22 protein-coding genes and 1 pseudogene are annotated in these 21,556 nt (G+C 71.8%); 8 read left to right on the top strand and 15 right to left on the bottom strand.

What is annotated here, in order from left to right:
• Positions 1–91: 91 nt before the first annotated feature.
• Positions 92–853 carry a dienelactone hydrolase gene (locus ADK65_RS35375; protein WP_053675531.1) on the bottom strand — a complete coding sequence of 254 codons (762 nt, stop codon included), beginning with the start codon at positions 851–853 and terminating at the stop codon, positions 92–94.
• Between the two features lie 123 nt (positions 854–976).
• Between ADK65_RS35375 and ADK65_RS35370 the strand changes: the two genes are divergently transcribed.
• Positions 977–2,128 carry an adenosine deaminase gene (locus ADK65_RS35370; RefSeq protein ID WP_053675529.1) on the top strand — a complete coding sequence of 384 codons (1,152 nt, stop codon included), beginning with the start codon at positions 977–979 and terminating at the stop codon, positions 2,126–2,128.
• 144 nt (positions 2,129–2,272) lie between these two features.
• Positions 2,273–2,614, top strand: a complete 342-nt coding sequence (locus ADK65_RS35365) for a hypothetical protein (RefSeq protein WP_053675526.1) — start codon at positions 2,273–2,275, stop codon at positions 2,612–2,614.
• Between the two features lie 84 nt (positions 2,615–2,698).
• Here ADK65_RS35365 and ADK65_RS35360 read toward each other — a convergent pair whose 3' ends face one another.
• From ADK65_RS35360 to afsQ1, 5 genes are all read right to left on the bottom strand, one after another.
• Positions 2,699–2,911 carry a PspC domain-containing protein gene (locus ADK65_RS35360; protein WP_053675614.1) on the bottom strand — a complete coding sequence of 71 codons (213 nt, stop codon included), beginning with the start codon at positions 2,909–2,911 and terminating at the stop codon, positions 2,699–2,701.
• A gap of 63 nt (positions 2,912–2,974) precedes the next feature.
• The gene (locus ADK65_RS35355; protein WP_053675612.1) at positions 2,975–3,559 is read right to left on the bottom strand and encodes a VanZ family protein; all 585 of its coding nucleotides are present in this window, start codon (positions 3,557–3,559) and stop codon (positions 2,975–2,977) included.
• A gap of 85 nt (positions 3,560–3,644) precedes the next feature.
• Entirely contained in the window at positions 3,645–4,265 is a 621-nt protein-coding gene (locus ADK65_RS35350) for a hypothetical protein (RefSeq protein WP_053675524.1), read from the bottom strand.
• Positions 4,262–5,866, bottom strand: coding sequence for a sensor histidine kinase (locus ADK65_RS35345; protein WP_053675522.1), 1,605 nt, complete (start codon positions 5,864–5,866; stop codon positions 4,262–4,264). Before ADK65_RS35345 ends, ADK65_RS35350 begins: the two co-directional genes overlap by 4 nt.
• Entirely contained in the window at positions 5,863–6,540 is a 678-nt protein-coding gene (gene afsQ1, locus ADK65_RS35340) for a two-component system response regulator AfsQ1 (RefSeq protein ID WP_053675520.1), read from the bottom strand. The genes ADK65_RS35345 and afsQ1 overlap by 4 nt, the downstream gene beginning before the upstream one ends.
• A gap of 239 nt (positions 6,541–6,779) precedes the next feature.
• On the opposite strand from afsQ1, the gene ADK65_RS35335 reads away from it, so the two are divergent.
• Positions 6,780–7,535, top strand: coding sequence for a SigE family RNA polymerase sigma factor (locus ADK65_RS35335; RefSeq protein WP_053675518.1), 756 nt, complete (start codon positions 6,780–6,782; stop codon positions 7,533–7,535).
• Between the two features lie 234 nt (positions 7,536–7,769).
• Here the strand turns inward: ADK65_RS35335 and ADK65_RS35330 are convergent, their stop codons facing one another.
• Positions 7,770–8,405: a uridine kinase family protein gene (locus ADK65_RS35330; protein WP_078956304.1), complete on the bottom strand. Its 636-nt coding sequence runs from the start codon at positions 8,403–8,405 to the stop codon at positions 7,770–7,772.
• A 124-nt stretch (positions 8,406–8,529) separates the two neighbouring features.
• On the opposite strand from ADK65_RS35330, the gene ADK65_RS35325 reads away from it, so the two are divergent.
• Positions 8,530–8,925, top strand: coding sequence for a hypothetical protein (locus ADK65_RS35325; protein WP_053675515.1), 396 nt, complete (start codon positions 8,530–8,532; stop codon positions 8,923–8,925).
• A gap of 1 nt (position 8,926) precedes the next feature.
• Here ADK65_RS35325 and ADK65_RS35320 read toward each other — a convergent pair whose 3' ends face one another.
• A complete protein-coding gene (locus ADK65_RS35320; RefSeq protein ID WP_199825758.1) occupies positions 8,927–10,444 on the bottom strand; it encodes an MDR family MFS transporter in 1,518 nt (505 codons plus the stop codon).
• A gap of 26 nt (positions 10,445–10,470) precedes the next feature.
• A complete protein-coding gene (locus ADK65_RS35315) occupies positions 10,471–11,082 on the bottom strand; it encodes an NADPH-dependent FMN reductase (RefSeq protein ID WP_053675510.1) in 612 nt (203 codons plus the stop codon).
• Positions 11,083–11,195: 113 nt separating this feature from the next.
• Between ADK65_RS35315 and ADK65_RS35310 the strand changes: the two genes are divergently transcribed.
• Positions 11,196–11,957 carry a TetR/AcrR family transcriptional regulator gene (locus ADK65_RS35310; RefSeq protein WP_053675508.1) on the top strand — a complete coding sequence of 254 codons (762 nt, stop codon included), beginning with the start codon at positions 11,196–11,198 and terminating at the stop codon, positions 11,955–11,957.
• 73 nt (positions 11,958–12,030) lie between these two features.
• Here the strand turns inward: ADK65_RS35310 and ADK65_RS35305 are convergent, their stop codons facing one another.
• Genes ADK65_RS35305 through deoC form a run of 3 tightly spaced genes read right to left on the bottom strand, consistent with a single transcriptional unit; the run spans position 12,031 to position 15,315 of the window.
• Positions 12,031–12,918 (bottom strand): aldehyde dehydrogenase family protein, encoded by an 888-nt coding sequence (locus ADK65_RS35305; protein ID WP_053675506.1) that lies wholly within the window; start codon positions 12,916–12,918, stop codon positions 12,031–12,033.
• Positions 12,911–14,347 carry an aldehyde dehydrogenase family protein gene (locus tag ADK65_RS35300; RefSeq protein ID WP_053675504.1) on the bottom strand — a complete coding sequence of 479 codons (1,437 nt, stop codon included), beginning with the start codon at positions 14,345–14,347 and terminating at the stop codon, positions 12,911–12,913. Before ADK65_RS35300 ends, ADK65_RS35305 begins: the two co-directional genes overlap by 8 nt.
• Positions 14,348–14,352: 5 nt before the next feature.
• Entirely contained in the window at positions 14,353–15,315 is a 963-nt protein-coding gene (deoC, locus tag ADK65_RS35295; protein WP_053675502.1) for a deoxyribose-phosphate aldolase, read from the bottom strand.
• A 124-nt stretch (positions 15,316–15,439) separates the two neighbouring features.
• Between deoC and ADK65_RS35290 the strand changes: the two genes are divergently transcribed.
• A complete protein-coding gene (locus ADK65_RS35290) occupies positions 15,440–16,138 on the top strand; it encodes a PH domain-containing protein (protein WP_053675501.1) in 699 nt (232 codons plus the stop codon).
• A gap of 52 nt (positions 16,139–16,190) precedes the next feature.
• The gene (locus ADK65_RS35285; RefSeq protein WP_053675499.1) at positions 16,191–16,550 is read left to right on the top strand and encodes a DUF6204 family protein; all 360 of its coding nucleotides are present in this window, start codon (positions 16,191–16,193) and stop codon (positions 16,548–16,550) included.
• 42 nt (positions 16,551–16,592) lie between these two features.
• On the opposite strand, the gene ADK65_RS35280 is transcribed toward ADK65_RS35285, so the two are convergent.
• From ADK65_RS35280 to ADK65_RS35270, 3 genes are all read right to left on the bottom strand, one after another.
• The gene (locus tag ADK65_RS35280) at positions 16,593–18,272 is read right to left on the bottom strand and encodes a phospho-sugar mutase (RefSeq protein ID WP_053675497.1); all 1,680 of its coding nucleotides are present in this window, start codon (positions 18,270–18,272) and stop codon (positions 16,593–16,595) included.
• A 358-nt stretch (positions 18,273–18,630) separates the two neighbouring features.
• Entirely contained in the window at positions 18,631–19,455 is an 825-nt protein-coding gene (locus tag ADK65_RS35275) for a purine-nucleoside phosphorylase (RefSeq protein WP_053675495.1), read from the bottom strand.
• A gap of 105 nt (positions 19,456–19,560) precedes the next feature.
• Entirely contained in the window at positions 19,561–19,998 is a 438-nt protein-coding gene (locus ADK65_RS35270; protein ID WP_053675493.1) for a gamma-glutamylcyclotransferase, read from the bottom strand.
• An 86-nt stretch (positions 19,999–20,084) separates the two neighbouring features.
• Between ADK65_RS35270 and ADK65_RS35265 the strand changes: the two are divergent.
• Positions 20,085–21,542, top strand: a pseudogene (locus tag ADK65_RS35265) (NAD(P)H-quinone dehydrogenase); the annotation flags it as partial.
• Between the last annotated feature and the right edge of the window lie 14 nt (positions 21,543–21,556).

The raw sequence follows: 21,556 nt of genomic DNA, 5'->3' as shown, positions 1-21,556 counted from the left end.
TCGCCGCTCACCGAAAAGCCGGCGCGTTGCGATGCACGGCACCAGACCTCGCGACCTCCTCGGGCGCCATAGGGCAAGGAGGTCTGAACCGCTACTTGCGCAGCGACTTGCCGAACCCCGCAGCCAACGGCATCCGCAACCCCAACGGCGGCGGCGCGGCGAACGCGTCCCGCACGGGCCGCGACACCGCCCGCCCGAACAACGCCCCCATCACGAAGTCCGCGGCCAGAGCCAGCACTTCGTCCCGGTACTGGTGCAACCCGTGACCGTCCGCGTGCACTTCGAACCGGCACACATCCCGGTTCGCCTTCTTCGCCCGGGCCGCCAGCCGGAACGACAGCTCCGGATCCGTCCGCCCGTCGTTCGTGCCGTGCACGATCAGCACCTGGCGCCCGACCAGCTGCTTCACCGGTTCGGGTGTCGCCGCGACGCGCTCGTCCGGCAGCCAAGGGGCAAGCGCCAGAACGGAGTTGACGGCGTCGTGGCCCCCCGCCCGCAACCCGGCCCGGCCCCCCATCCCGATCCCGACAAGACAGACCGGGACGTCCCCGTACCGCCGGACGACCTCGTCGGCCGCCCAGGTCGCGTCCCGCGCGAGATTGGCCTCGTCGCCGTTCCAGCCGCGGCAGCGGTAGTGCACGACGTGCGCGGCGAGACCCTCGCCCCGGCCGGCGTGGGCCAGGCGGCGCCCGACGGCACGCACCGACGCGGCCGCCAGCAGGGGCGACGGTCTGCGTCCGGAGACCTCGTCGCCGCCGGGGAGCAGCAGCACCGCGCCGCTCACCGCCGTCGGTTCCGGACCGAGTGCCCTGCCCAGCCGGGCCCTGCGAACCGGCGTCGCTTGGTGTGCCATGGCAGAACAGTGTCAGAAGCGCGGGTGTACTCGACCCGTCCTCGGGGTCACCGTTACGTATCGACGAAAACGACAAGCGTCCGGAAAGGCGCCGTCTACGCGCGTAGGCGTTACAGTGCGGAAATGACGAGCCAGACCATTGCGAACACCCCGACACCGGACCAGATCCGCCGGGCACCCAAGGTTCTGCTGCACGACCACCTCGACGGAGGTCTGCGCCCCGGCACGATCGTCGAACTCGCCCGCGCCTGCGGCTACTCCCAGCTCCCCGACAGCGACCCCGAGAAACTCGGCGTCTGGTTCCGCGAGGCCGCCGACTCCGGTTCCCTGGAACGGTATCTGGAGACGTTCTCGCACACCGTCGGCGTCATGCAGACCCGTGACGCCCTGGTCCGGGTCGCCGCCGAGTGCGCCGAGGACCTGGCCGCGGACGGCGTCGTCTACGCCGAGGTGCGCTACGCCCCCGAGCAGCACCTGGAGGGCGGCCTGACGCTCGAAGAGGTCGTCGAGGCCGTCAACGAGGGCTTCCGGGAGGGGGAACGGCGCGCCCGGGAGAACGGTCTGCGCATCCGCGTGGGCGCGCTGCTCACCGCCATGCGGCACGCGGCCCGCGCCCTGGAGATCGCCGAACTCGCCAACCGCTACCGCGACCTGGGAGTCGTCGGCTTCGACATCGCCGGTGCCGAGGCCGGCTACCCGCCCACCCGGCACCTCGACGCCTTCGAGTACCTCAAGCGCGAGAACAACCACTTCACCATCCACGCCGGCGAGGCCTTCGGGCTGCCCTCCATCTGGCAGGCCCTGCAGTGGTGCGGCGCCGACCGGCTCGGTCACGGCGTGCGGATCATCGACGACATCCAGGTCCACGAGGACGGCCGGGTCGAACTCGGGCGGCTCGCCTCCTACGTCCGGGACAAGCGCATCCCGCTGGAGCTGTGCCCGAGCTCCAACCTCCAGACCGGGGCCGCGTCCTCGTACGCCGAGCACCCCATCGGTCTGCTGCGCCGGCTCCACTTCCGGGCCACGGTCAACACGGACAACCGCCTGATGTCCCACACCAGCATGAGCCGGGAATTCGAGCACCTTGTCGAGGCGTTCGGTTACACGCTCGACGACATGCAATGGTTCTCCGTCAATGCGATGAAATCATCTTTCATTCCTTTCGATGAACGGCTCGCCATGATCAATGACGTGATCAAGCCCGGATATGCCGAGCTGAAATCCGAATGGCTGTTCCGGCAGACCGCTTCCACCAGCGGTTCCGGCGCCTCGTAGGGCTGATTCAGGGATATCGGCGCACCGTGCCTGCGGACGGTGTTCACCATCCGTTCGTATTTCGATGTTTGCGGCGGACGGGGTCGCCTGAATACGGTCGCCGAACCGCTCACACCCGTCATCCCGTTACGAGGACTCATTCTCATGAAGCAGTCTGCTGCCAAGACCCTCGGTGTCGCCGCTCTCGGTGCCGCCTTCGCCGCCGCCGGCGCGGGCGCCGCCGACGCCGCCCCGGCTCTCCCGGACCCCGCGCGGACGCTGGAGACCGTCACCGCGGCGGCCCCGGCGGAGCAGCTCTCCCCGGCGCTGCCCGGGGGCGCGGGTGAGGTGCTGGGGCAGGGGCAGACCCTGGCCGGCACCGGTCTCGCCGCCGCACAGCCGGTCGCCGGGCAGCTGCTCGCCCAGGGCCCGGCCGGCCCGGCCGCCAAGCTGCTCGGCGGGCTCCCGACGAAGGGCCTGCCGGTGAACGGCCTGCCGGCCGTCTGACCCTTCCCGTCGAGGCGGACCCACACGCCGATGGGGCGCACCCCGCGCGGGGTGCGCCCCATCGGCGTTCTCCGTCCGGTGGCGTTACCAGGCGGTCTGGGCCTTACCGTGCGTCTTGTCCTCCGCGGGCAGCAGGATCCACAGCGCGATGTACAGCAGGAACTGCGGGCCGGGCAGCAGGCACGAGATCAGGAAGATCACCCGCATCGTCGTCGCGGAGGTGCCGAAGCGCCGTGCCAGTGCGGCGCACACTCCGCCGATCATGCGGCCGTGGGTGGGGCGGGCGAGGCGGGACATGTGCGACTCCTTCAGCGTCGGTGCGTGAGGCCTCTCGTCCGAGTACCCCATCTGCCCTCCACGCTACGGAGACGAAGGGGGCAAAGCGTCGCTCCACGGGGCGATCCCGACCCTGGGAATCGTCGGGGTCCGACCCTGAGCCGGCTCCTCCGGAGGGAGGGGCGTGCGCTGCGGCCGGGCGGTGACGCGGCGGCGCAGCCAGGAGCGGCCCGCCGGGACCAGCGCGAGGTGCACGAGGGCCACGCCCACGGTGTTCAGGAACAGCGAGTCGACGTCGACGACCTGACCGGGCACGCCGGTCTGCAGCAGTTCGATGCCCCAGGAGAGCAGCGCCCCGGCCGCGACGGTGCGCAGCAGCGACGCCAGCGGCGAGACGGCCAGCCTGCCGCCGGCCAGCGGCAGGAGGACACCCAGCGGGGCGAGCAGGGCCAGACCCTCCCCGATCCGGCGGGCCGCCTCGGGCCAGCCCAGGGCCAGATCGGCCCGGATGCCGGCGAACGGCCGGAGATTGGCGGGCATCACCCAGGGAACGTCCAGCGGCCGCAGTGTGAGCCAGGCGACGAACGCCAGGTGTGCGACGAGGAGGACACCTCCTGTCACACGGATGCGGAACGCGGCGCTGCCGCCGATGGAGCCTTGACGCTGCACGACCCCCAAGACGCCGCCTCCGGCACCTTCGGTTCCGGGAGGGGCCCCGCCGGCCCTGTGAGGCATACGCCACAACCCCGGCGGATCACTCCCCGGCCACGTCCTTCGACGGCGGTTCCGTGCTGCCCGGCCGGGCCCGCACCTCGTCGGTGCACTCGTAGCGGCGTGGGTTCTCGGTGCCGGGACCGCCCAGGACCACCGAGCCGTCGCCCTCGGCAGCGGCCGAGTCGGAGAAGGTGCACACGATCTGTGCGAGGGCGTACGAGGTGAGGCCGGCCGGTGCCGTGCTCAGCCGCAGCGTGTCCTCCGGGTCGCCGGGGTGCGGCCGGCCGACCGTGATGCCGCCGCGGACGTCCGTGCTGTAGCCGGCTTCCTTCTCGGCGGTCGACGGCGGGGTGGCGAGCTGGTCCAGCAGGCCCTGCGCGACGAGCATGCGCCGCTCGGAGTCGGCCGCGCCGTCCGGCACCCGCACGGCCCGGTCGACGGTCACCAGCGAGGACCCGCACAGCAGGAACACCTGCACCGGCAGCCCCCGGGCCGCCTGGGTGGAGACGTCCGGCTCGGAGAGGGAGCACTGCACCCGCGAGGGCGCGGGGCCGAAGTTCGTCGGCACCTCCGTGGCCCGGATCCCGCAGCCGGCCAGCAGCACGGCGAGCGCCGGAAGGGCGAGCAGCCGGGAGGCCGTCGCCAGACGCGTGGTCGTCATGCGTCCCCCTTCGGGTCCTCGCCCTGCGGCCGGTCGGTGCCGCTCTCCTGCCCCGGCTCGTCCTCGGCCGGCTGCTCCTCCTCGGGGGAGGTGCCGCGCGGCAGCCGCAGGGTGAACACCGCGCCCGAGTCGGGCGAGTTGGCCGCGGTGATCTCGCCGCCGTGGATGTGGGCGTTCTCCAGCGCGATGGACAGCCCGAGGCCACTGCCCTCGGAGCGCGGCCTGGAGGCGCTGGCCTTGTAGAAGCGGTCGAAGACGTGCGGCAGGACGTCCTCCGGAATGCCGGGCCCGTGGTCCTGCACCTCGATGACGATCGACTCGTCCGCCTCCCGCACGGACACCCGCACCGGGGAGCCGCCGTGCTTGAGCGCGTTGCCGATGAGGTTGGCCAGGATGACGTCCAGGCGACGCGGATCCAGCCGGGCGTGCAGGCCGCGCTCGGCGTCCAGTTCGACCGCGTCCAGCCAGGCCCGGGCGTCGATGCAGGCGGTGATCTGGTCGGCGATGTCGACGTCGTCCAGGACGAGCCGGGCGGTGCCCGCGTCGAAGCGGGTGACCTCCATGAGGTTCTCGACCAGGGAGTTCAGCCGCCGCGTCTCGCTGACCACCAGCCGGACGGCGGGCTCGATCATCGGGTCCATGCTGCCGGTCTCCGCCTCCAGCTCCTCCTCGAGCACCTCCGTCACGGCGGTGATCGCGGTGAGCGGCGTGCGCAGCTCATGGCTCATGTCGGCCACGAACCGCCGGGACGCCTCGTCGCGCGCGGCCATCTCGGCCACCCGCTTCTCCAGCGCCTCGGCCGCGTTGTTGAACGTCCGCGACAGATCGGCGAGTTCGTCGGTCCCCGACACCCGCAGCCGGGTGTCCAGCTTGCCCTCGCCGAGCCGCCGCGCGGCCGTCCCGAGCCGCTGCACCGGCTTCAGCACGGTCGTCGCCGCGGCCTGCGCCAGCAGCGCCGAACCGATCAGCGCCAGCCCCGTGGCGATGCCCAGCGACCAGGCCAGCGAGTTGAGGTCCTTGGCCTCCGGCTCCAGCGACTTGAGCATGTACCCGGTCGGACCGCCGCCGATCACCCGCGTACCGGCCACCAGGTACGGGGTGTCGTGGTCGACTATCCGCTGCCAGTACAGGTGGTACGGGTGCTTGGCGGCCCCGTCGACCTTCTGCGTCTTGTTCACCGCGGTGCGCAGCGACTTCGGCACGTCCTGCAGCGAGAAGCCGTTCAGCCCGCCGGAGCTGCCGTAGACGGTCCTGCCCTCGGCGTCGCGGCCGACCAGCAGCACGCTGAAGCGCTGGTCGCTGCCCGCCATCTGGCCCGCGGTGTGCTGCAGCTCGTCCTGCGTGGGACGCTCGGGCAACGCGCCCGCCCGGTTCTGCATCTCCTGCTCGAAGTCGCGCAGCACGGCGTCCTGGGTGCGGGTGAGCACGGCCTCGCGGTTGAGCCAGTACGCGATGGCGGACGCGGACACGGCGGCCGTCAGCGCCACCAGTCCGAAGACGACGACCAGCCGCAGCCGCAGGCTGGTGAAGCGCAGCCCCGACAGAACTCCCTTGCGCGTCCCGGTCCAGCCCCGGGCCCCCCCTTGGTGCGCCTGTGTCACTGAGGCGCGTCCAGCCGGTAGCCGACACCCCGCACGGTACGGATCAGCGTCGGGGACGACGGCACGTCCTCGACCTTGGCACGCAGCCGCTGGACACACGCGTCCACGAGACGCGAGTCGCCCAGGTAGTCGTGCTCCCACACCAGCCGCAGCAGCTGCTGCCGGGACAGCGCCTGGCCGGGCCGCCGGCTCAGCTCCAGCAGCAGCCGCAGCTCGGTCGGCGTGAGCTGGAGGTCCTCGCCGTTCTTCGTCACGGTCATGGCCGACCGGTCGATGACGAGGCTGCCGAAGCTCGCCGCGTCGTTCGACTCCCGCTCGCCGCGCCGCAGCACGGCCCGGATCCGGGCGTCGAGCACCCGCCCCTGCACCGGTTTGACGACATAGTCGTCGGCGCCGGACTCCAGCCCGACCACCACGTCGATGTCGTCGCTGCGCGCGGTCAGCAGGATGATCGGCAACTGGTCCGTGCGCCGGATGCGCCGGCACACCTCGAACCCGTCGATGCCGGGCAGCATCACATCCAGCACGATCAGATCCGGCCGCTGCTCGCGGAGCAGCTTCAGACCGTCCTCACCGCTGGCAGCGGTCGCCACCCGGTGGCCCTGGCGCGTCAGTGAGAGCTCCAGGGCCGTCCGGATCGCGTCGTCGTCCTCGATCAGCAACAGGGAAGGCACGCGCTCATTCTGGCGTATGGAGGGGCCGGGGTACGACCGCTGGGGCCCGGTCAATGCGGGCCGGTCCCGCCGACGCGTGTGCACGGCCCGTGGCCCGCCCGCGGCCGACCCCTGTGACAGGTCTGTGACAGTCGGCGGACACGGCGATGAAAGTGCGGCGGCAAGCTTTTCGGCACAGGCAAGGAAGCCCGCCCCGAAAGGCGGGCCGCACATCGGAAGTCCACGACGGGGGGCGCGAGATGAACACGCTGCACGGCATCAGCACCAGCGCAGTTGTCACGCGTCTGCACGACGTGCACCGGGGTTCCGAGAAGTCCGGTGTCGTGAGCACGCGGGGGTGCGCTCACGGTACCGGGCGTCAGCACATCGGGTTCATGACGGTGGTTGACGCGCACACGGGGGAGAACAAGGGGACGGGGGAGGCTCACGGGGGAGCCGCGTACGGGGAGGGCTCGGGGGAGCGACGCTCGATGGCGGAGGCGGAGTTCACCGCCTACGTCCAAGAGCGCCGCGCCTCCCTGTACGCGACCGCCTACCACCTGACCGGCGACCGCTTCGAGGCCGAGGACCTGCTGCAGAGCGCGCTGTTCTCGACCTACCGGGCGTGGGACCGGATCAGTGACAAGGCGGCGGTCGGCGGATACCTCCGCCGCACCATGACCAACCTGCACATCAGCGCCTGGCGGCGCCGCAAGCTCAACGAATACCCGACCGAGGAACTGCCGGAGACGCCCGGCGACACGGACGCGATGCGCGGCACCGAACTGCGCGCGGTCCTGTGGCAGGCGCTGGCCCGGCTGCCCGAACTCCAGCGCACCATGCTGGTCCTGCGCTACTACGAGGGCCGCACGGACCCGGAGATCGCGGAGATCCTCGACATCAGTGTCGGCACGGTGAAGTCCAGCATCTGGCGGTCGCTCCGCCGGCTGCGCGAGGACGAGGTCCTCAGCTTCGGCCGTGACGAGGAGGACGCCTTCGGCGAGCTCGTCGCCTGAAGGTCGGGGGGGAGCACCACAAGGGGGCCCACGGGGGAACTGCACGGACGCTGGGGGGTGTCTTCGCAGGAGAGTGGGACTCGGGGGAGGACAACGGGGGAGTACGGAAGCGGGACTGGAGGGCCGGGGGGTCCGTCCAGTCCCGCTTTCTTTGTGCCGCGTCTTCCGTGTGCGTCGTGGGCGTGCCTCTTCTTCGTGCCCCGGCCGTCCCGGGGCAGCACGGCCGACCGCCGTTCAGGCCGCCGTACGGAGACTCTCGGGCCGGCCTGCCGCAGCGGCCGCCAGCCGTCCCATCGCCTCGTCGCGGTCGCAGGCGTACGCGCCCAGCGCCGTTTGACGGGAGACGATCGTGCGCTCCTGGCGCATCAGCCGCCAGCCGCGGCGCAGCAGGAACGGCACCGACTTGCGGCCCTCCCTCACATCACGCAGGAAGCGGCGGCGGAACGTCTTCACCGGGCCCCGGCTCAGGCACAGCGCGTCGGCGAGGACGCCGAGTTCACGGCAGCGCGTGACGATCTCCGCGGCGAAGACGCCCTCCGCGATGAACAGCGGGGTCCGTCCGATGTCGACCGTCTCGCCACCCGTACGGGCACTGAGCGAGAGGTCGTAGACGGGAACCTCCGTACGGCCCGTGCGGCACAGCTCGGTGATCGCGGCGATGGCCGTGTCCGCGTCCCAGGAGTCCGGGTGGTCCCAGTCGATGTCGGAGCTCCCCGCCACCAGCGGCAGTGTCGGGTCGTCGCCCTCCTTGTAGAAGTCGTCGAGCCGCAGCACCGGGAGGCCGGAGCGGGCCGCGAGAAGGGACTTGCCGGAGCCGGAAGGGCCGCAGAGCAGCACGACTCGCGTCGGTATGGGCAGAGGAGAACTCACGGGACACCAGTGTGAGGCATCGACCGGGCCGTACGACCCCCGCGGGTCGGCTTTGATGCGTGTGTCACATCTCAACTACCCTTCGTGTCGTTCTGATTACCCGAAGCGTCAGAAGGTGGCAGTGATGGCCCGACACGACTCCCCCATGAAGCCGACCGCCCAGCGTGCCCTGGCCGTCCTCGCGACCGCCGGCATGGCGCTGGGAGTGGGTGCGGCGGAGGCCGCGGCGGGCACCGGCTCGGTGCTGGACATGGTCCACACCTCTGCGGGGAAGACCGACCCCCGGGCCGGCCTCGATGCGGCGGGCGGCACCCTCTCCCACACCACCGGCGCCGTCACGGGCCTCAAGCCCAACCCTCTCGCCGGCACGGGATCCGACCCGCTCGACAACAGCGTCGGCACCCAGGTCGCCGACTTCGAGCCGATGTCGTCCCGGGAGGTGACGGGGCCGGTGGCTCAGGCCCCGTCGGTCGGGGGCATGCCGGTGGTCGAGCGTCTGAACGGGCCGCGCTCGCGGTGACTCATCGCCCTCGCAGCGGGACCTCCCGGACCAGCCACGCCACCGCGAAGGCCATGGCGCACAGCGCGGCCGTGCCGAGCGCGACACCGTGCAGGCCGTCCACCACGCCGGTCCGGAACGCGTCCTGGACCGGTTCCGGCAGGTCCCGCAACAGTCCGGGGGTCAACTCCCCTTCGGTGAGCCGCCCGCCCTCGGCACCGAGCCGGTCCGTCACCGCGGCCGTGAGCCGGCCGGTGTAGACGGATCCGAGGACGGCGACGCCCAGGGAGCCGCCGATGGTGCGCAGCAGTGTCTGGGTGCCGCTGGCCGCGCCCATGTCGCGGGGCTCGGCGCTGTTCATCGTGATGAGCATCGCCGGCTGCATCAGACAGCCGATGCCCACGCCGAGCGCCAGCGTCAGACCGGAGGCGAGGGGCACCGTCGTGTCCGTGCCGAGCGCCAGCAGCGACAGTGCCCCCGCGGTGGCCAGTGCGCCGCCCGCGATCGGATAGGCGCGGTAGCGCCCGCCGCCGGCGATCCGCCGGCCGATGACGAGCTGAGCGCCGATCATGCCCAGCATCAGCGGGAGCAGCAGCAGTCCGCTCCCGGTGGACGACATGCCCCGCACGAACTGCAGGTACTGGGGCAGATAGCCGGCCGCCGCGAGCATGGCCGCGCCCGTGACGAAGCTGAGGACCTGCGCGACCGTGAAGTTCCGGTCCTGGAACAGCCTGGGTGGGACCACCGGCTCCGGGGCGCGCCGTTCGACCCGCACGAAGGCGGCCAGCGCCACCGCACAGAGCAGGGCGAGCCCGATGATCTGCGGTGACGTCCAGGCGTACGTCGTGCCGGCCCAGCTCGCCAGCAGCGTCAGGGCGAGGACCGCGCCGGTGAGCAGTCCTGCCCCCGCCAGGTCGATGGGCGCCTTCACGCGGGTCGTGCGCAGCCGCACTCCGTGGCCGATGAGGATCAGCGCGACGGCGCCGACCGGGACGTTGACGTAGAACACCCAGCGCCAGTCCAGGTGGTCCGTGAGGAAGCCGCCGGCCAGGGGGCCGCCGATCATCGCGGCCGGCAGCAGCACTCCGATCAGCGACTGGGCGCGCCCCGCCTCGGCCGGGGTGAGCAGCGTGCCGATGAGGGAGAGGGCCCCGACGAACAGGCCGCCCGCGCCGATTCCCTGCAGGGCCCGGAAGGCGATCAACCAGCCCATGTCCTGGGCGAGTCCGCACAGCACCGAGCCGGCCAGGAACACGGTGATGGACGTGAGGTAGCTGCCCTTGTGGCCGTAGAGGTCGCCGATCTTGCCCCAGATCGGGGTGGAGACGGCCGTGGTCAGCAGGTAGGCGGTGAGCACCCAGGAGAGGTGGTCGAGGCCGCCGAGGTCGCCGACGATGGTGGGCAGTGCGGTGCCGACGACTGTTCCGTCGAGCGTGGCGAGCACGATGCCGAGCAGCAGCCCGAGGATGACGAGCCGGGAAGGCGGGGCAGCCGGCCCGGCGGCCCCTTCCGGGGCGGTCTCCGCCGCGCGTGTGTCCATGATTCCCCCTCTTTCGTGATCGGTGGTCAGGCGACGTAGCGCCGGACGGACTTGGCCTCGCGCAGGGCGTGGCCCCACCAGGCGAGTTGGTCGAGCAGGGCCTTCGCGGCGGTGTCGGCGGCGGGGTCCTTGCAGGCGCCGTCCTCGTCGAAGCGGCTCCACACGTCGTGGAAGCTGACGGTGTTGCGGATGGTCGTGGCGTTCACCTCGGCCATGACGACCCGCAGGTGTTCCACCGCGCGCAGGCCGCCGGACAGGCCGCCGTAGGAGACGAAGCCGACCGGCTTGCCGTGCCATTCCTCGCCGTGCCAGTCGATCGCGTTCTTCAGGGACGCCGGGAAGCTGTGGTTGTACTCGGGCGTGACGAGCACGAAGGCGTCGGCGGCGCCGAGACGCGGTGAGACGAGGGCCAGTTGCTCGCGGGAGCCGGGCGGCGGCTGCCGGCCGAAGGCCGGGAACACGGTCGGCAGCGGCGTCTCGGCGAGGTCCACGACGTCGGCCGTCAGGTCGTCGCGTTGCTCGATGTGGCCGGTCAGCCACTTCGTCACCACGGGTGCCAAGCGCCCCTCGCGGGTCGAGCCGACGAGGACGGCGACGCGGAGCGGTTCGATGCGGAGCGGTTCGATGCGGTCGGGCATGGATCCCCCTGGATGTGTACGGCGTATCTCGTTGCGTACAACGTACACATCGATGTGTACGGCGTCTACTGCAGATACGGTGTACGCGACAGGACGGCCGGGAGGAGCGGAGCATGACGGTCGCGAAGAACCCGCGGAACGCGAAGAAGGAGGACGAGGAGAGCGGGACCGGCGAGCCCTCTCTCTGGGAGCGCATGGAGCGCTCGGCCCCACTCCCGCGCGCCTCACTGACCCTGGAGCGGATCGCCGCCGCCGCGGTCGAGATCGCCGACGAGGAGGGCGGCGGCGCCGTCACCATGCGCCGCCTCGCCACCCGGCTCGGCGTCGCCCCCATGGCGGCCTACCGGCACGTCGACGGCAAGGACGACCTCTGGGTGCTCATGATCGACCGGGTCTTTCGCGAGCTGTCCGTTCCGGAGAGCGTGACGGACTGGCGGGAGGTGCTGCGGGCCTACGCCCTGCAGACCCGGGAGCTCATGCTCGCCCATCCGTGGATGGCGGTCATGCCGATGCCCCTGGTCATGCTCACGCCGTCACGGCTGGCCGTGGCGGAGCGGCAACTGGCCGCGCTCGCCGGCTTCGGCCTGGACGCCGACTCGGTCATGGCCGCCTTCCGGGCCGTCGCCTCCTTCGTCCACGGCGCGGCCCAGACCGAGATCGCCCTGCGGGACTACCAGGAACGCAACGGCTGGGCCGGCGGCGACGAGACCCGCGAGGCCCTCGCCCCGCAGATGCGCTACCTGATGAGCACCGGCCGCTACCCGGCCTTCGAGCAGTACGCCCTCGGCGCGACCCGCAAGGACGACCGGGCCTGGGAATTCGCCTTCGGCCTCGACTGCGTCCTCGACGGCATCGGGCAGCGGCTCGGGATCTGAGGCGCAGCGGACGCGGAGAAGCCCCGGGCCTCCTGGACGGAGGAGGGCCGGGGCTTCCGTACCGGGGGGCGGGCTAGTACGAGGAACCCGACGCGCCCAGTGACCCCGTGGGGTGCCAGACCGTTTTGGTCTCCAGGAACGCCGTCATGCGGTCGATGCCGGGAGTCTCCGCGTAATCCACAGGCTGTGGACGGAGAACCCGCTTGAGATTGTCGGCCGCCGCGATCTCCAGTTCCTTCGCCAGCACCTCGTCGGCACCCGCGAGGTCGATCGCGTTGACGTCCTGGTGGGCCGCCAGCGGGGCCGCGATCTCGGCCGTACGGCCCGACAGGACGTTGACCACGCCCCCGGGGACGTCCGAGGTGGCCAGGACCTCGGCCAGGGACAGGGCGGGCAGCGGGGACTTCTCGCTCGCCACCACGACCGCCGTGTTGCCCGTCGCGATCACCGGGGCGAGCACCGACACCAGGCCCAGGAACGACGACTCCTGCGGCGCCAGGACGGCGACCACGCCGGTCGGTTCGGGGGAGGACAGGTTGAAGAAGGGGCCCGCGACCGGGTTGCCGCCGCCGACCACCTGGGCGATCTTGTCGGTCCAGCCCGCGTACCAGACCCAGCGGTCGATCGTCGCGTCCACGACCGCCGCCGCCTTGGACTTCGACAGCCCCTCCGCGTCGGCCACCTCGCGCACGAACTGGTCGCGGCGGCCCTCCAGCATCTCCGCGACGCGGTAGAGGACCTGGCCGCGGTTGTACGCCGTGGCGCCCGACCAGCCGCCGAACGCCTTGCGCGCTGCGACCACCGCGTCACGGGCGTCCTTGCGGGACGACAGAGGCGCGTTCGCCAGCCACTTGCCCTTCGCGTCGCTCACCTCGTACACCCGGCCGCTCTCGGAACGCGGGAACTTCCCGCCCACGTACAGCTTGTAGGTCTTGAACACCGACAGTCGTGCATCAGACATCGAGGTACGCCTCCAGGCCGTGGCGGCCGCCCTCGCGGCCGAAGCCCGACTCCTTGTAACCGCCGAACGGCGACGTCGGGTCGAACTTGTTGAACGTGTTGGACCAGACGACCCCCGCACGGAGCTTGTTCGCGACCGCCAGGATGCGCGAGCCCTTCTCCGTCCAGATGCCGGCGGACAGGCCGTACGGCGTGTTGTTGGCCTTGGCGACCGCCTCGTCCGGAGTGCGGAAGGTCAGCACCGACAGCACCGGGCCGAAGATCTCGTCGCGGGCGATCCGGTGCGCCTGGGTGACGTTCGTGAACAGCGTCGGGGCGAACCAGTAGCCGCTCTCCGGCAGTTCGCACGCCGGCGACCAGCGCTCGGCGCCCTCCGCCTCACCCTGCTCGACGAGCGAGGTGATCCGGGTGAGCTGCTCCTCGGAGTTGATCGCGCCGATGTCGGTGTTCTTGTCCAGCGGGTCACCGAGGCGCAGCGTCGACAGGCGGCGCTTGAGGGACTCCAGGAGCTCCTCCTGGATCGACTCCTGGACCAGCAGGCGGCTGCCCGCGCAGCAGACCTGGCCCTGGTTGAAGAAGATGCCGTTGACGATGCCCTCGACGGCCTGGTCGATCGGGGCGTCGTCGAAGACGATGTTGGCGCCCTTGCCGCCCAGTTCGAGCGTGACCTTCTTGCGCGTCCCGGCGACCGTGCGGGCGATCTCCTTGCCGACGGCGGTGGAGCCGGTGAAGGCGACCTTGTTCACGTCCGGGTGGGCGATCAGCGCCGCTCCCGCGTCGCCGTAGCCCGGGAGGATGTTGACGACGCCCCGGGGCAGACCCGCCTGGCGGCAGATGTCCGCGAAGAACAGCGCCGAGAGGGGGGTGGTCTCGGCCGGCTTCAGGACGACCGTGTTGCCGGTCGCGAGGGCCGGGGCGATCTTCCACGCCAGCATCAGCAGGGGGAAGTTCCAGGGGATGACCTGGCCCGCGACGCCCAGCGGCCTCGGGTTCGCGCCGAAGCCCGCGTGATCGAGCTTGTCGGCCCAGCCGGCGTAGTAGAAGAAGTGCGCCGCGACCAGGGGGAGGTCCGCGTCGCGGGTCTCCTTGATCGGCTTGCCGTTGTCGAGGGTTTCGAGGACGGCGAGCTCGCGGGAACGCTCCTGGATGATCCGCGCGATGCGGAACAGGTACTTGGCGCGCTCCGAGCCCGGCAGCGCCGACCACTTCTCGAAGGCCTTGCGTGCCGCCTTCACCGCGCGGTCGACGTCCTCGGAACCGGCCCGGGCGATCTCGGAGAGGACCTCCTCGCTCGCCGGGGAGACCGTCTTGAAGACCTTGCCGTCCGCCGCCTCCACGAACTCGCCGTCGACGAAGAGGCCGTAGGACGGGGCGATGTCGACGACCGAGCGGGACTCGGGAGCCGGTGCGTATTCGAATGCGGAACCCATGGTGATCAGTCCACCGTCACGTAGTCGGGACCGGAGTAGCGGCCGGTGGCCAGCTTCTGCCGCTGCATCAGCAGGTCGTTCAGCAGCGAGGAGGCGCCGAAGCGGAACCAGTGGTTGTCCAGCCAGTCCTCGCCCGCCGTCTCGTTGACCAGCACGAGGAACTTCACGGCGTCCTTGGAGGTGCGGATGCCGCCGGCCGGCTTCACACCGACCTGGATGCCGGTCTGCGCACGGAAGTCCCGCACCGCCTCCAGCATGAGCAGCGTGTTCGCCGGGGTCGCGTTGACGGCGACCTTCCCGGTGGAGGTCTTGATGAAGTCGGCCCCCGCCAGCATGCCGAGCCAGCTCGCACGGCGGATGTTGTCGTACGTCGAGAGCTCGCCGGTCTCGAAGATGACCTTCAGGCGCGCGGAGGTCCCGCAGGCCTCCTTCACGGCGGTGATCTCGTCGTACACCTTCAAGTATCGGCCCGCGAGGAACGCCCCGCGGTCGATGACCATGTCGATCTCGTCGGCACCCGCGGCGACGGCGTCGCGCACGTCGGCCAGCTTGACGTCGAGCGCCGCGCGTCCGGCCGGGAACGCCGTCGCCACCGAGGCGACCTTCACGCCGGAACCGGCGACGGCCTCCTTGGCCACGGCCACCATGTCGGGGTAGACGCAGACCGCCGCGGTGGCGGGCGTCGTACGGTCCGTCGGGTCGGGCTTGACCGCCTTCGCGCCGAGCGCCCGGACCTTGCCCGGGGTGTCCGCGCCTTCCAGCGTCGTCAGGTCGACCATCGAGATGGCGAGGTCGATGGCGTACGCCTTCGCGGTCGTCTTGATCGAACGGGTGCCGAGGGAGGCGGCGCGGCCCTCGAGTCCGACCGCGTCGACGCCGGGGAGCCCGTGGAGGAAGCGGCGCAGCGCGCTGTCGGACGCGGCGACGTCCTTGAGGGGGTGAGCTGCGGTGAGTGCAGAACTGGGCATGGTCACCAGACGAGCATATCTACGCGCGTAGCGGCTGTACAGTCCCCGGTTCTCTCCCGGACGGATCCGACGGTTGCCCACGGGCGGACGAGGGACCCTCGGACGGGTCCGGCAGAATCGAGACATGACGAGCCCCGAACCCCAGCCGCCGGCGCCGCAGCCCTCGGAATCCAAGGACCGGGTCTACCGGTCGGTCCCCGCCATCGCCGGTGGCGTGCTGCTGCTCGCCATCGCCGGGTGGCTCGGCATCGACGCGGTGATCTCCGGGGAGGGGCGCACGCCGTGGCTCGCGCTCGCGGTGCTGCTCCTGCTCGTGCCGCTCGTCGTCGCCTTCACCCTGCGACCGGCCGTCTACGCCGGGGACGACCGGCTGCGGATCCGCAACCCCTTCCGGCTCGTCGTCGTGCCCTGGGGCCAGGTCGCCTCGCTGCGCTCCGCCTACTCGAACGAGGTCCTCACCCAGTCCGGTACGAAGTACCAGCTGTGGGCCGTGCCCGTCTCGCTGCGTGCGCGCAAGAAGGCCGCGCGGCGCGAGATGCGGGCGACGGCACAGGCACGCCGGGCCATGGGCCGGGACGAGGGCCGCGGCAGTGCGCTCGGGATGCGGGCGGGCCTGGGCGATGGCCTCGGCGGGGACTCCGTCTCCCAGGGGCCCGTACGGGCCGAGACCGACCGGATCATGGACGAGCTGCGCGGGCTGTACGAGGCGCGGCACCGGGCGGAGTCGGCACAGGGCGAGGTGACCGTGCGGTGGGCCTATGAGGTGCTGGTTCCGGCGGTCGCCGGGGCCCTGCTGGTGCTGATCCTGGTGGCGACGGGCTGACCGCCGCGAAAAGCGGTGGAGGCGGCGCGGCCCCCGCGCCTAGGTTCGGGTCATGAGCACCCGTACCTTCCGTGTCACCGTGCGAGGCGTCTTCGACGGGCTGAGCCCCGGGCAGCGGGCCGAGCTGTCGGAGCGGGCCGCCGAGCACGATGTGCTGCGCGCGGCCTTCACCCCCGAGGGGACCCTCACCTACGACGTGGCCGTGCGGCCCGCCTTCACCTTCCGCTTCCTGGACTCCGGGGAGGCCGAGGAGGACATCCTTCAGGCCGCCGAGCGGGCCGAGGCGTCGGCGCGGGCGTGGCTCGAGCAGCGCGGGTACGGCTACAAGAACCTGAGGTCCACCGCCGAGGACCTCTCCCAGGCGCCTCTCGGCAAGCGGCAGCGGCGAGAGGCCGCCCGGAAGAGTTCCTGAGCCTCGGCGGGGGGACGAAGGGGGCGGGGGGCCGGGCCCGCCTCAGATGCCCGCCGCCTCCGACAGGTCGCGCTTGACCGACTCCAGCAGCGCCGTCGCCGTCGCGCGGGCCTCCGGGAGGTCCTTGTGCGAGCCGACCGGGATCACGACCTCCAGGTAGCACTTCAGCTTCGGTTCCGTGCCGCTCGGGCGGACGATCACCCGGGCGCCCTCCAGGGTGTAGCGCAGACCGTCCGTGGGCGGGAGCCCGGCCGTGCCCTGGGTGAGGTCGTCGGTACGGGTGATCGGCAGGCCGGCCAGCTCCGTCGGGGGCTGTTCGCGCAGGCGGCGCATCGCGGCGGCGATGAGGGAGAGGTCCTCCACGCGGACCGAGAGCTGGTCCGTCGCGTGCAGGCCGTGCTCCACCGCCAGGTCGTCCAGCAGGTCGAGGAGGGTGCGGCCCTCCTCCTTGAGCTGTGAGGCCAGCTCCGTGATCAGCAGCGCGGCGGTGATGCCGTCCTTGTCGCGCACGCCGTCGGGGTCCACGCAGTAGCCGAGGGCCTCCTCGTAGCCGAAGCGCAGGCCGTCGGCGCGGGCGATCCACTTGAAGCCGGTGAGGGTCTCCACGTGGGGGAGGCCCGCCTTCTCGGCGATGCGGCCCAGCAGGGAGGACGAGACGATCGACTCCGCGAAGGTGCCGGTCGCTCCGCGGCGGACCAGGTGGGCGGCGAGCAGGGCACCGACCTCGTCGCCGCGCAGCATGCGCCAGGCGGGGCCGTCCGTGCCGTCTGTGCCCTCTGCGTCCTGTGTGCCGTCCAGTACGGCGACGGCGCAGCGGTCCGCGTCCGGGTCGTTGGCGATGATCAGGTCCGGGGCGGTCCCGGCGGGGAGCGCGCGTGCCGTGGCGAAGGCCAGGTCCATCGCGCCGGGTTCCTCCGGGTTGGGGAACGCGACGGTCGGGAACTCCGGGTCGGGCTCGGCCTGCTCCGCGACGAGGACCGGATCCGGGAAGCCCGCGCGGGCGAAGGCGGCCAGGAGGACGTCCTTGCCGACGCCGTGCATCGCCGTGTACACCGTGCGGGCCGTGCGGGGGGAGCCCTCGGCCAGGACGGCGTCCGTGCGGGCGAGGTAGGCCTCGAGGACGCTGTCGTCGAGGGTGTCCCAGCCTTCGGTGGGGCGGCGGACGGTGGTGAGGGACGGGACGGCGGCGATCTCCGCCGCGATGTCGATGTCCGCCGGGGGGACGATCTGGGAGCCGTCGCCGAGGTAGACCTTGTAGCCGTTGTCGCGGGGCGGGTTGTGGCTGGCGGTGACCTCCACGCCCGCGACCGCGCCGAGGTGCCGTATCGCGAAGGCGAGCACGGGGGTCGGGAGGGGCCGGGGGAGGACGGCCGCGCGCAGGCCCGCGCCGGTCATGACGGCGGCCGTGTCCTGGGCGAAGTCGTGGGACTTGTGGCGGGCGTCGTAGCCGATGACGACGAGACCGTTGTCGTGGCCCTGCTTCTTGAGGTACGCGGCGAGGCCGGCGGCGGCGCGGATGACGACCGAGCGGTTCATGCGCATGGGGCCGGCGCCGAGTTCGCCGCGGAGGCCGGCGGTGCCGAACTGGAGCGTGCCGCTGAAGCGGGCGGCGAGTTCGGTGTGGTCCTCGGCGTCGATGAGGCGGGCGAGCTCGGTGCGGGTGTCCGGGTCGGGGTCCTCGGTGAGCCACGCCTGGGCCTGTGCGATGAGTTCTTCGTGCACGGTGTGGTGTCAGCCTCTCCGGTGTGGTGTGGTGCGGTGTGCATGCGGCTTGGTGGGGTGCGCGTCCTCGCCCGGCGCCGGGGGTGGGTCGGGGCCGCGCCGGGGGGTGTCCGTCCTCGGAACGGCGCGATGGGGTCGGGTACCGACTAACCCCCCGTTGACGCGCCAACCGCTGCGGGCGGACACCCCCCGACACGTCCCCTTCTCGCCGTACGCGGGTGCGGGAGCGTCCCCATGGCTGTGCGGGCGGTCGCGGCGGCTTTCCGGTGTGGGCCACTGCGACCCGCTAGGGGCGCGGGGAACTGCGCGACCAGCCCCTCCGGGCCCGCAGCCGCCGGACGACCTGCCGAATCCTCTCTCAGAGGCGGCCGAGGACCTGCGCGAGCAGGGAGCCCATGCGCGTCGCGGAGTCGCGGCCCGCCTGGAGGACCTCCTCGTGGTTCAGGGGCTCGCCCGTCATGCCCGCCGCCAGGTTGGTGACGAGGGAGATGCCGAGGACCTCCGCGCCCGCCTCACGTGCGGCGATCGCCTCCAGGACCGTGGACATGCCCACCAGGTCCGCGCCGATGACCCGGGCCATGCGGATCTCGGCCGGAGTCTCGTAGTGCGGGCCGGGGAACTGGGCGTAGACGCCCTCCTCCAGCGTGGCGTCGACCTCCTTGCACAGGGCCCGCAGACGCGGGGAGTACAGGTCGGTGAGGTCCACGAAGTTCGCGCCGACGATGGGGGAGGTGGCGGTGAGGTTGATGTGGTCGCTGATGAGGACCGGCTGGCCGGGGCGCATGCCCTCGCGCAGGCCGCCGCAGCCGTTGGTGAGGACGACCGTCTTGCAGCCGGCCGAGACCGCGGTGCGGACACCGTGGGCGACCGCGGCCACCCCGCGGCCCTCGTAGTAGTGCGTACGGCCCAGGAAGACCAGGGCGCGCTTGTTGCCGATCCGGTACGAGCGGATCTTGCCCCCGTGGCCCTCGACCGCCGGAGGCGGGAAACCGGGGAGCTCGGTGACCTGGAACTCGGCCTCGGGGGCGCCCAGGGCGTCCACCGCCGGGGCCCAGCCGGAGCCCATCACGAGGGCGACGTCGTGGGTCTCGGCGCCCGTCAGTTCGCGCAGGCGGGCCGCGGCGGCGTCGGCGGCCGCGTGGGGGTCGCCCTGGATGTCGTCCGGAAGAAGAGATGCGTTCACGCCGACGAGGGTAGCCGCTCTTTGCCTACGCGCGTAGATGTCGGAGCTCACGGGGTGGCGATCGTTGTCTTGTCGTTTCCGACGAGGCCTCGCCCGGGCGGCCCCTCAGCAGGGGCGCTTGCGGAGCTCCATCACGTAGTCGTGCGGGGCGCCGGCCGACTCGGCGGCGTCGGCGATCTCGCCCAGGTAGCGGGCGGAGGGCAGGCCGCCCTCGTAGGCGTTCAGGGCGAAGGCCCAGGCGGTGTCCTCACCGTCGAGGGTGTGGACCCGTACGCGCGTACGGCGGTAGATGTCGAGGCCCACGCCCTCCCAGCGGTCCAGTGACTCCTCGTCCATCGGGGCGATGTCGTAGAGCGAGACGAAGACCTGGGAGAGGGGGTCCTCGACGATCGTCGGCAGCGCGCCCTCCCAGCCCATGTGCTCGCCGCCGAAGGTCAGTCGCCATCCGTTCAGCCAGCCGATGGCGCGCAGCGGCGAGTGCGGGGCGCGGCGGGACATCAGCCGCGCGTCGAGGTTGCCGGCGTACGCGGCGTAGAGCGACATGGGGGAAGGGTACGGCAGGTGGTCCGGCGTCACTCGTGTAACGACAGGCGCGTGGGCGGGCCCCCGGGCGGTGTCACGTTGTTGCGTGCGGGACAATGGAGTACGTGACTCGGATCGTGATCATCGGTGGCGGACCCGGCGGATACGAAGCGGCGCTGGTGGCCGCCCAACTCGGCGCGGAGGTGACCGTCGTCGACTGCGACGGTCTGGGCGGGGCGTCGGTGCTCACCGACTGCGTACCGTCGAAGACCCTGATCGCCACGGCCGAGGTGATGACCACCTTCGACTCCTCGTACGAGGAGCTGGGCATCATCGTCGCCGACGACACCCCTCCCATGGAGCAGGCCGCCCGGGTGGTGGGCGTCGACCTGGGCAAGGTCAACCGGCGTGTGAAGCGGCTCGCGCTCGCCCAGTCGCACGACATCACGGCCTCCGTGACGCGTGCCGGGGCGCGTGTCATGCGCGGGCGCGGCCGGCTGGAGGGCATGCAGGCGCTCGACGGGTCGCGCAAGGTCGTGGTGCGCGCCGCCGACGGCAGCGAGGAGACCCTCACGGCCGACGCGGTGCTCATCGCCACCGGCGGGCACCCCCGGGAGCTGCCCGACGCCCAGCCCGACGGTGAGCGGATCCTCAACTGGACCCAGGTCTACGACCTCGACGAACTGCCCGAGGAACTGATCGTGGTCGGGTCGGGTGTGACCGGCGCCGAGTTCGCCGGCGCCTACCAGGCACTCGGCTCCCGGGTGACGCTCGTGTCGTCGCGCGACCGCGTGCTGCCCGGCGAGGACCCGGACGCGGCGGCCGTGCTGGAGGACGTCTTCCGCAGGCGCGGCATGAACGTCATGGGCCGTTCCCGCGCGCAGTCCGCCAAGCGGGTGGGGGACCGGGTCGAGGTGACCCTCGCCGACGGGCGGGTCATCACCGGGTCCCACTGCCTCATGGCCGTCGGTGCCGTCCCCAACAGCGCGGGCATGGGGCTGGAGGACGCCGGCGTCCGGCTGCGCGAGTCCGGCCACATCTGGACCGACCGGGTGTCCCGTACGACCGCTCCCGGCGTGTACGCGGCCGGTGACGTGACCGGCGTGTTCGCCCTCGCGTCCGTGGCCGCCATGCAGGGCCGAATCGCCATGTACCACTTCCTGGGCGACGCGGTGGCCCCGCTGAACCTGAAGACGGTCTCCTCGAACGTCTTCACCGACCCGGAGATCGCCACCGTCGGCTACACCCAGGCCGACGTCGACGCCGGGAAGATCGACGCGCGCGTCGTGAAGCTGCCGCTGCTGCGCAACCCGCGCGCGAAGATGCAGGGCATCCGCGACGGCTTCGTCAAGATCTTCTGCCGGCCGGGCACGGGCATCGTGGTCGGCGGTGTCGTCGTGTCGCCGCGCGCATCGGAACTGATCCACCCCATCTCGATCGCGGTCGACAACAATCTGACCGTCGAGCAGATCGCGAACGCCTTCACCGTCTATCCCTCCCTGTCGGGCTCGATCGCCGAGGTGGCCCGGCAGCTGCACACGCGCAAGGAGAACGGCGAGGGCTGAGGCCGAAACGGACT

The organism is Streptomyces sp. NRRL B-1140 (assembly GCF_001280065.1).
Classification (GTDB): domain Bacteria; phylum Actinomycetota; class Actinomycetes; order Streptomycetales; family Streptomycetaceae; genus Streptomyces.
This window is presented reverse-complemented; position numbering and strand designations above follow the sequence as displayed.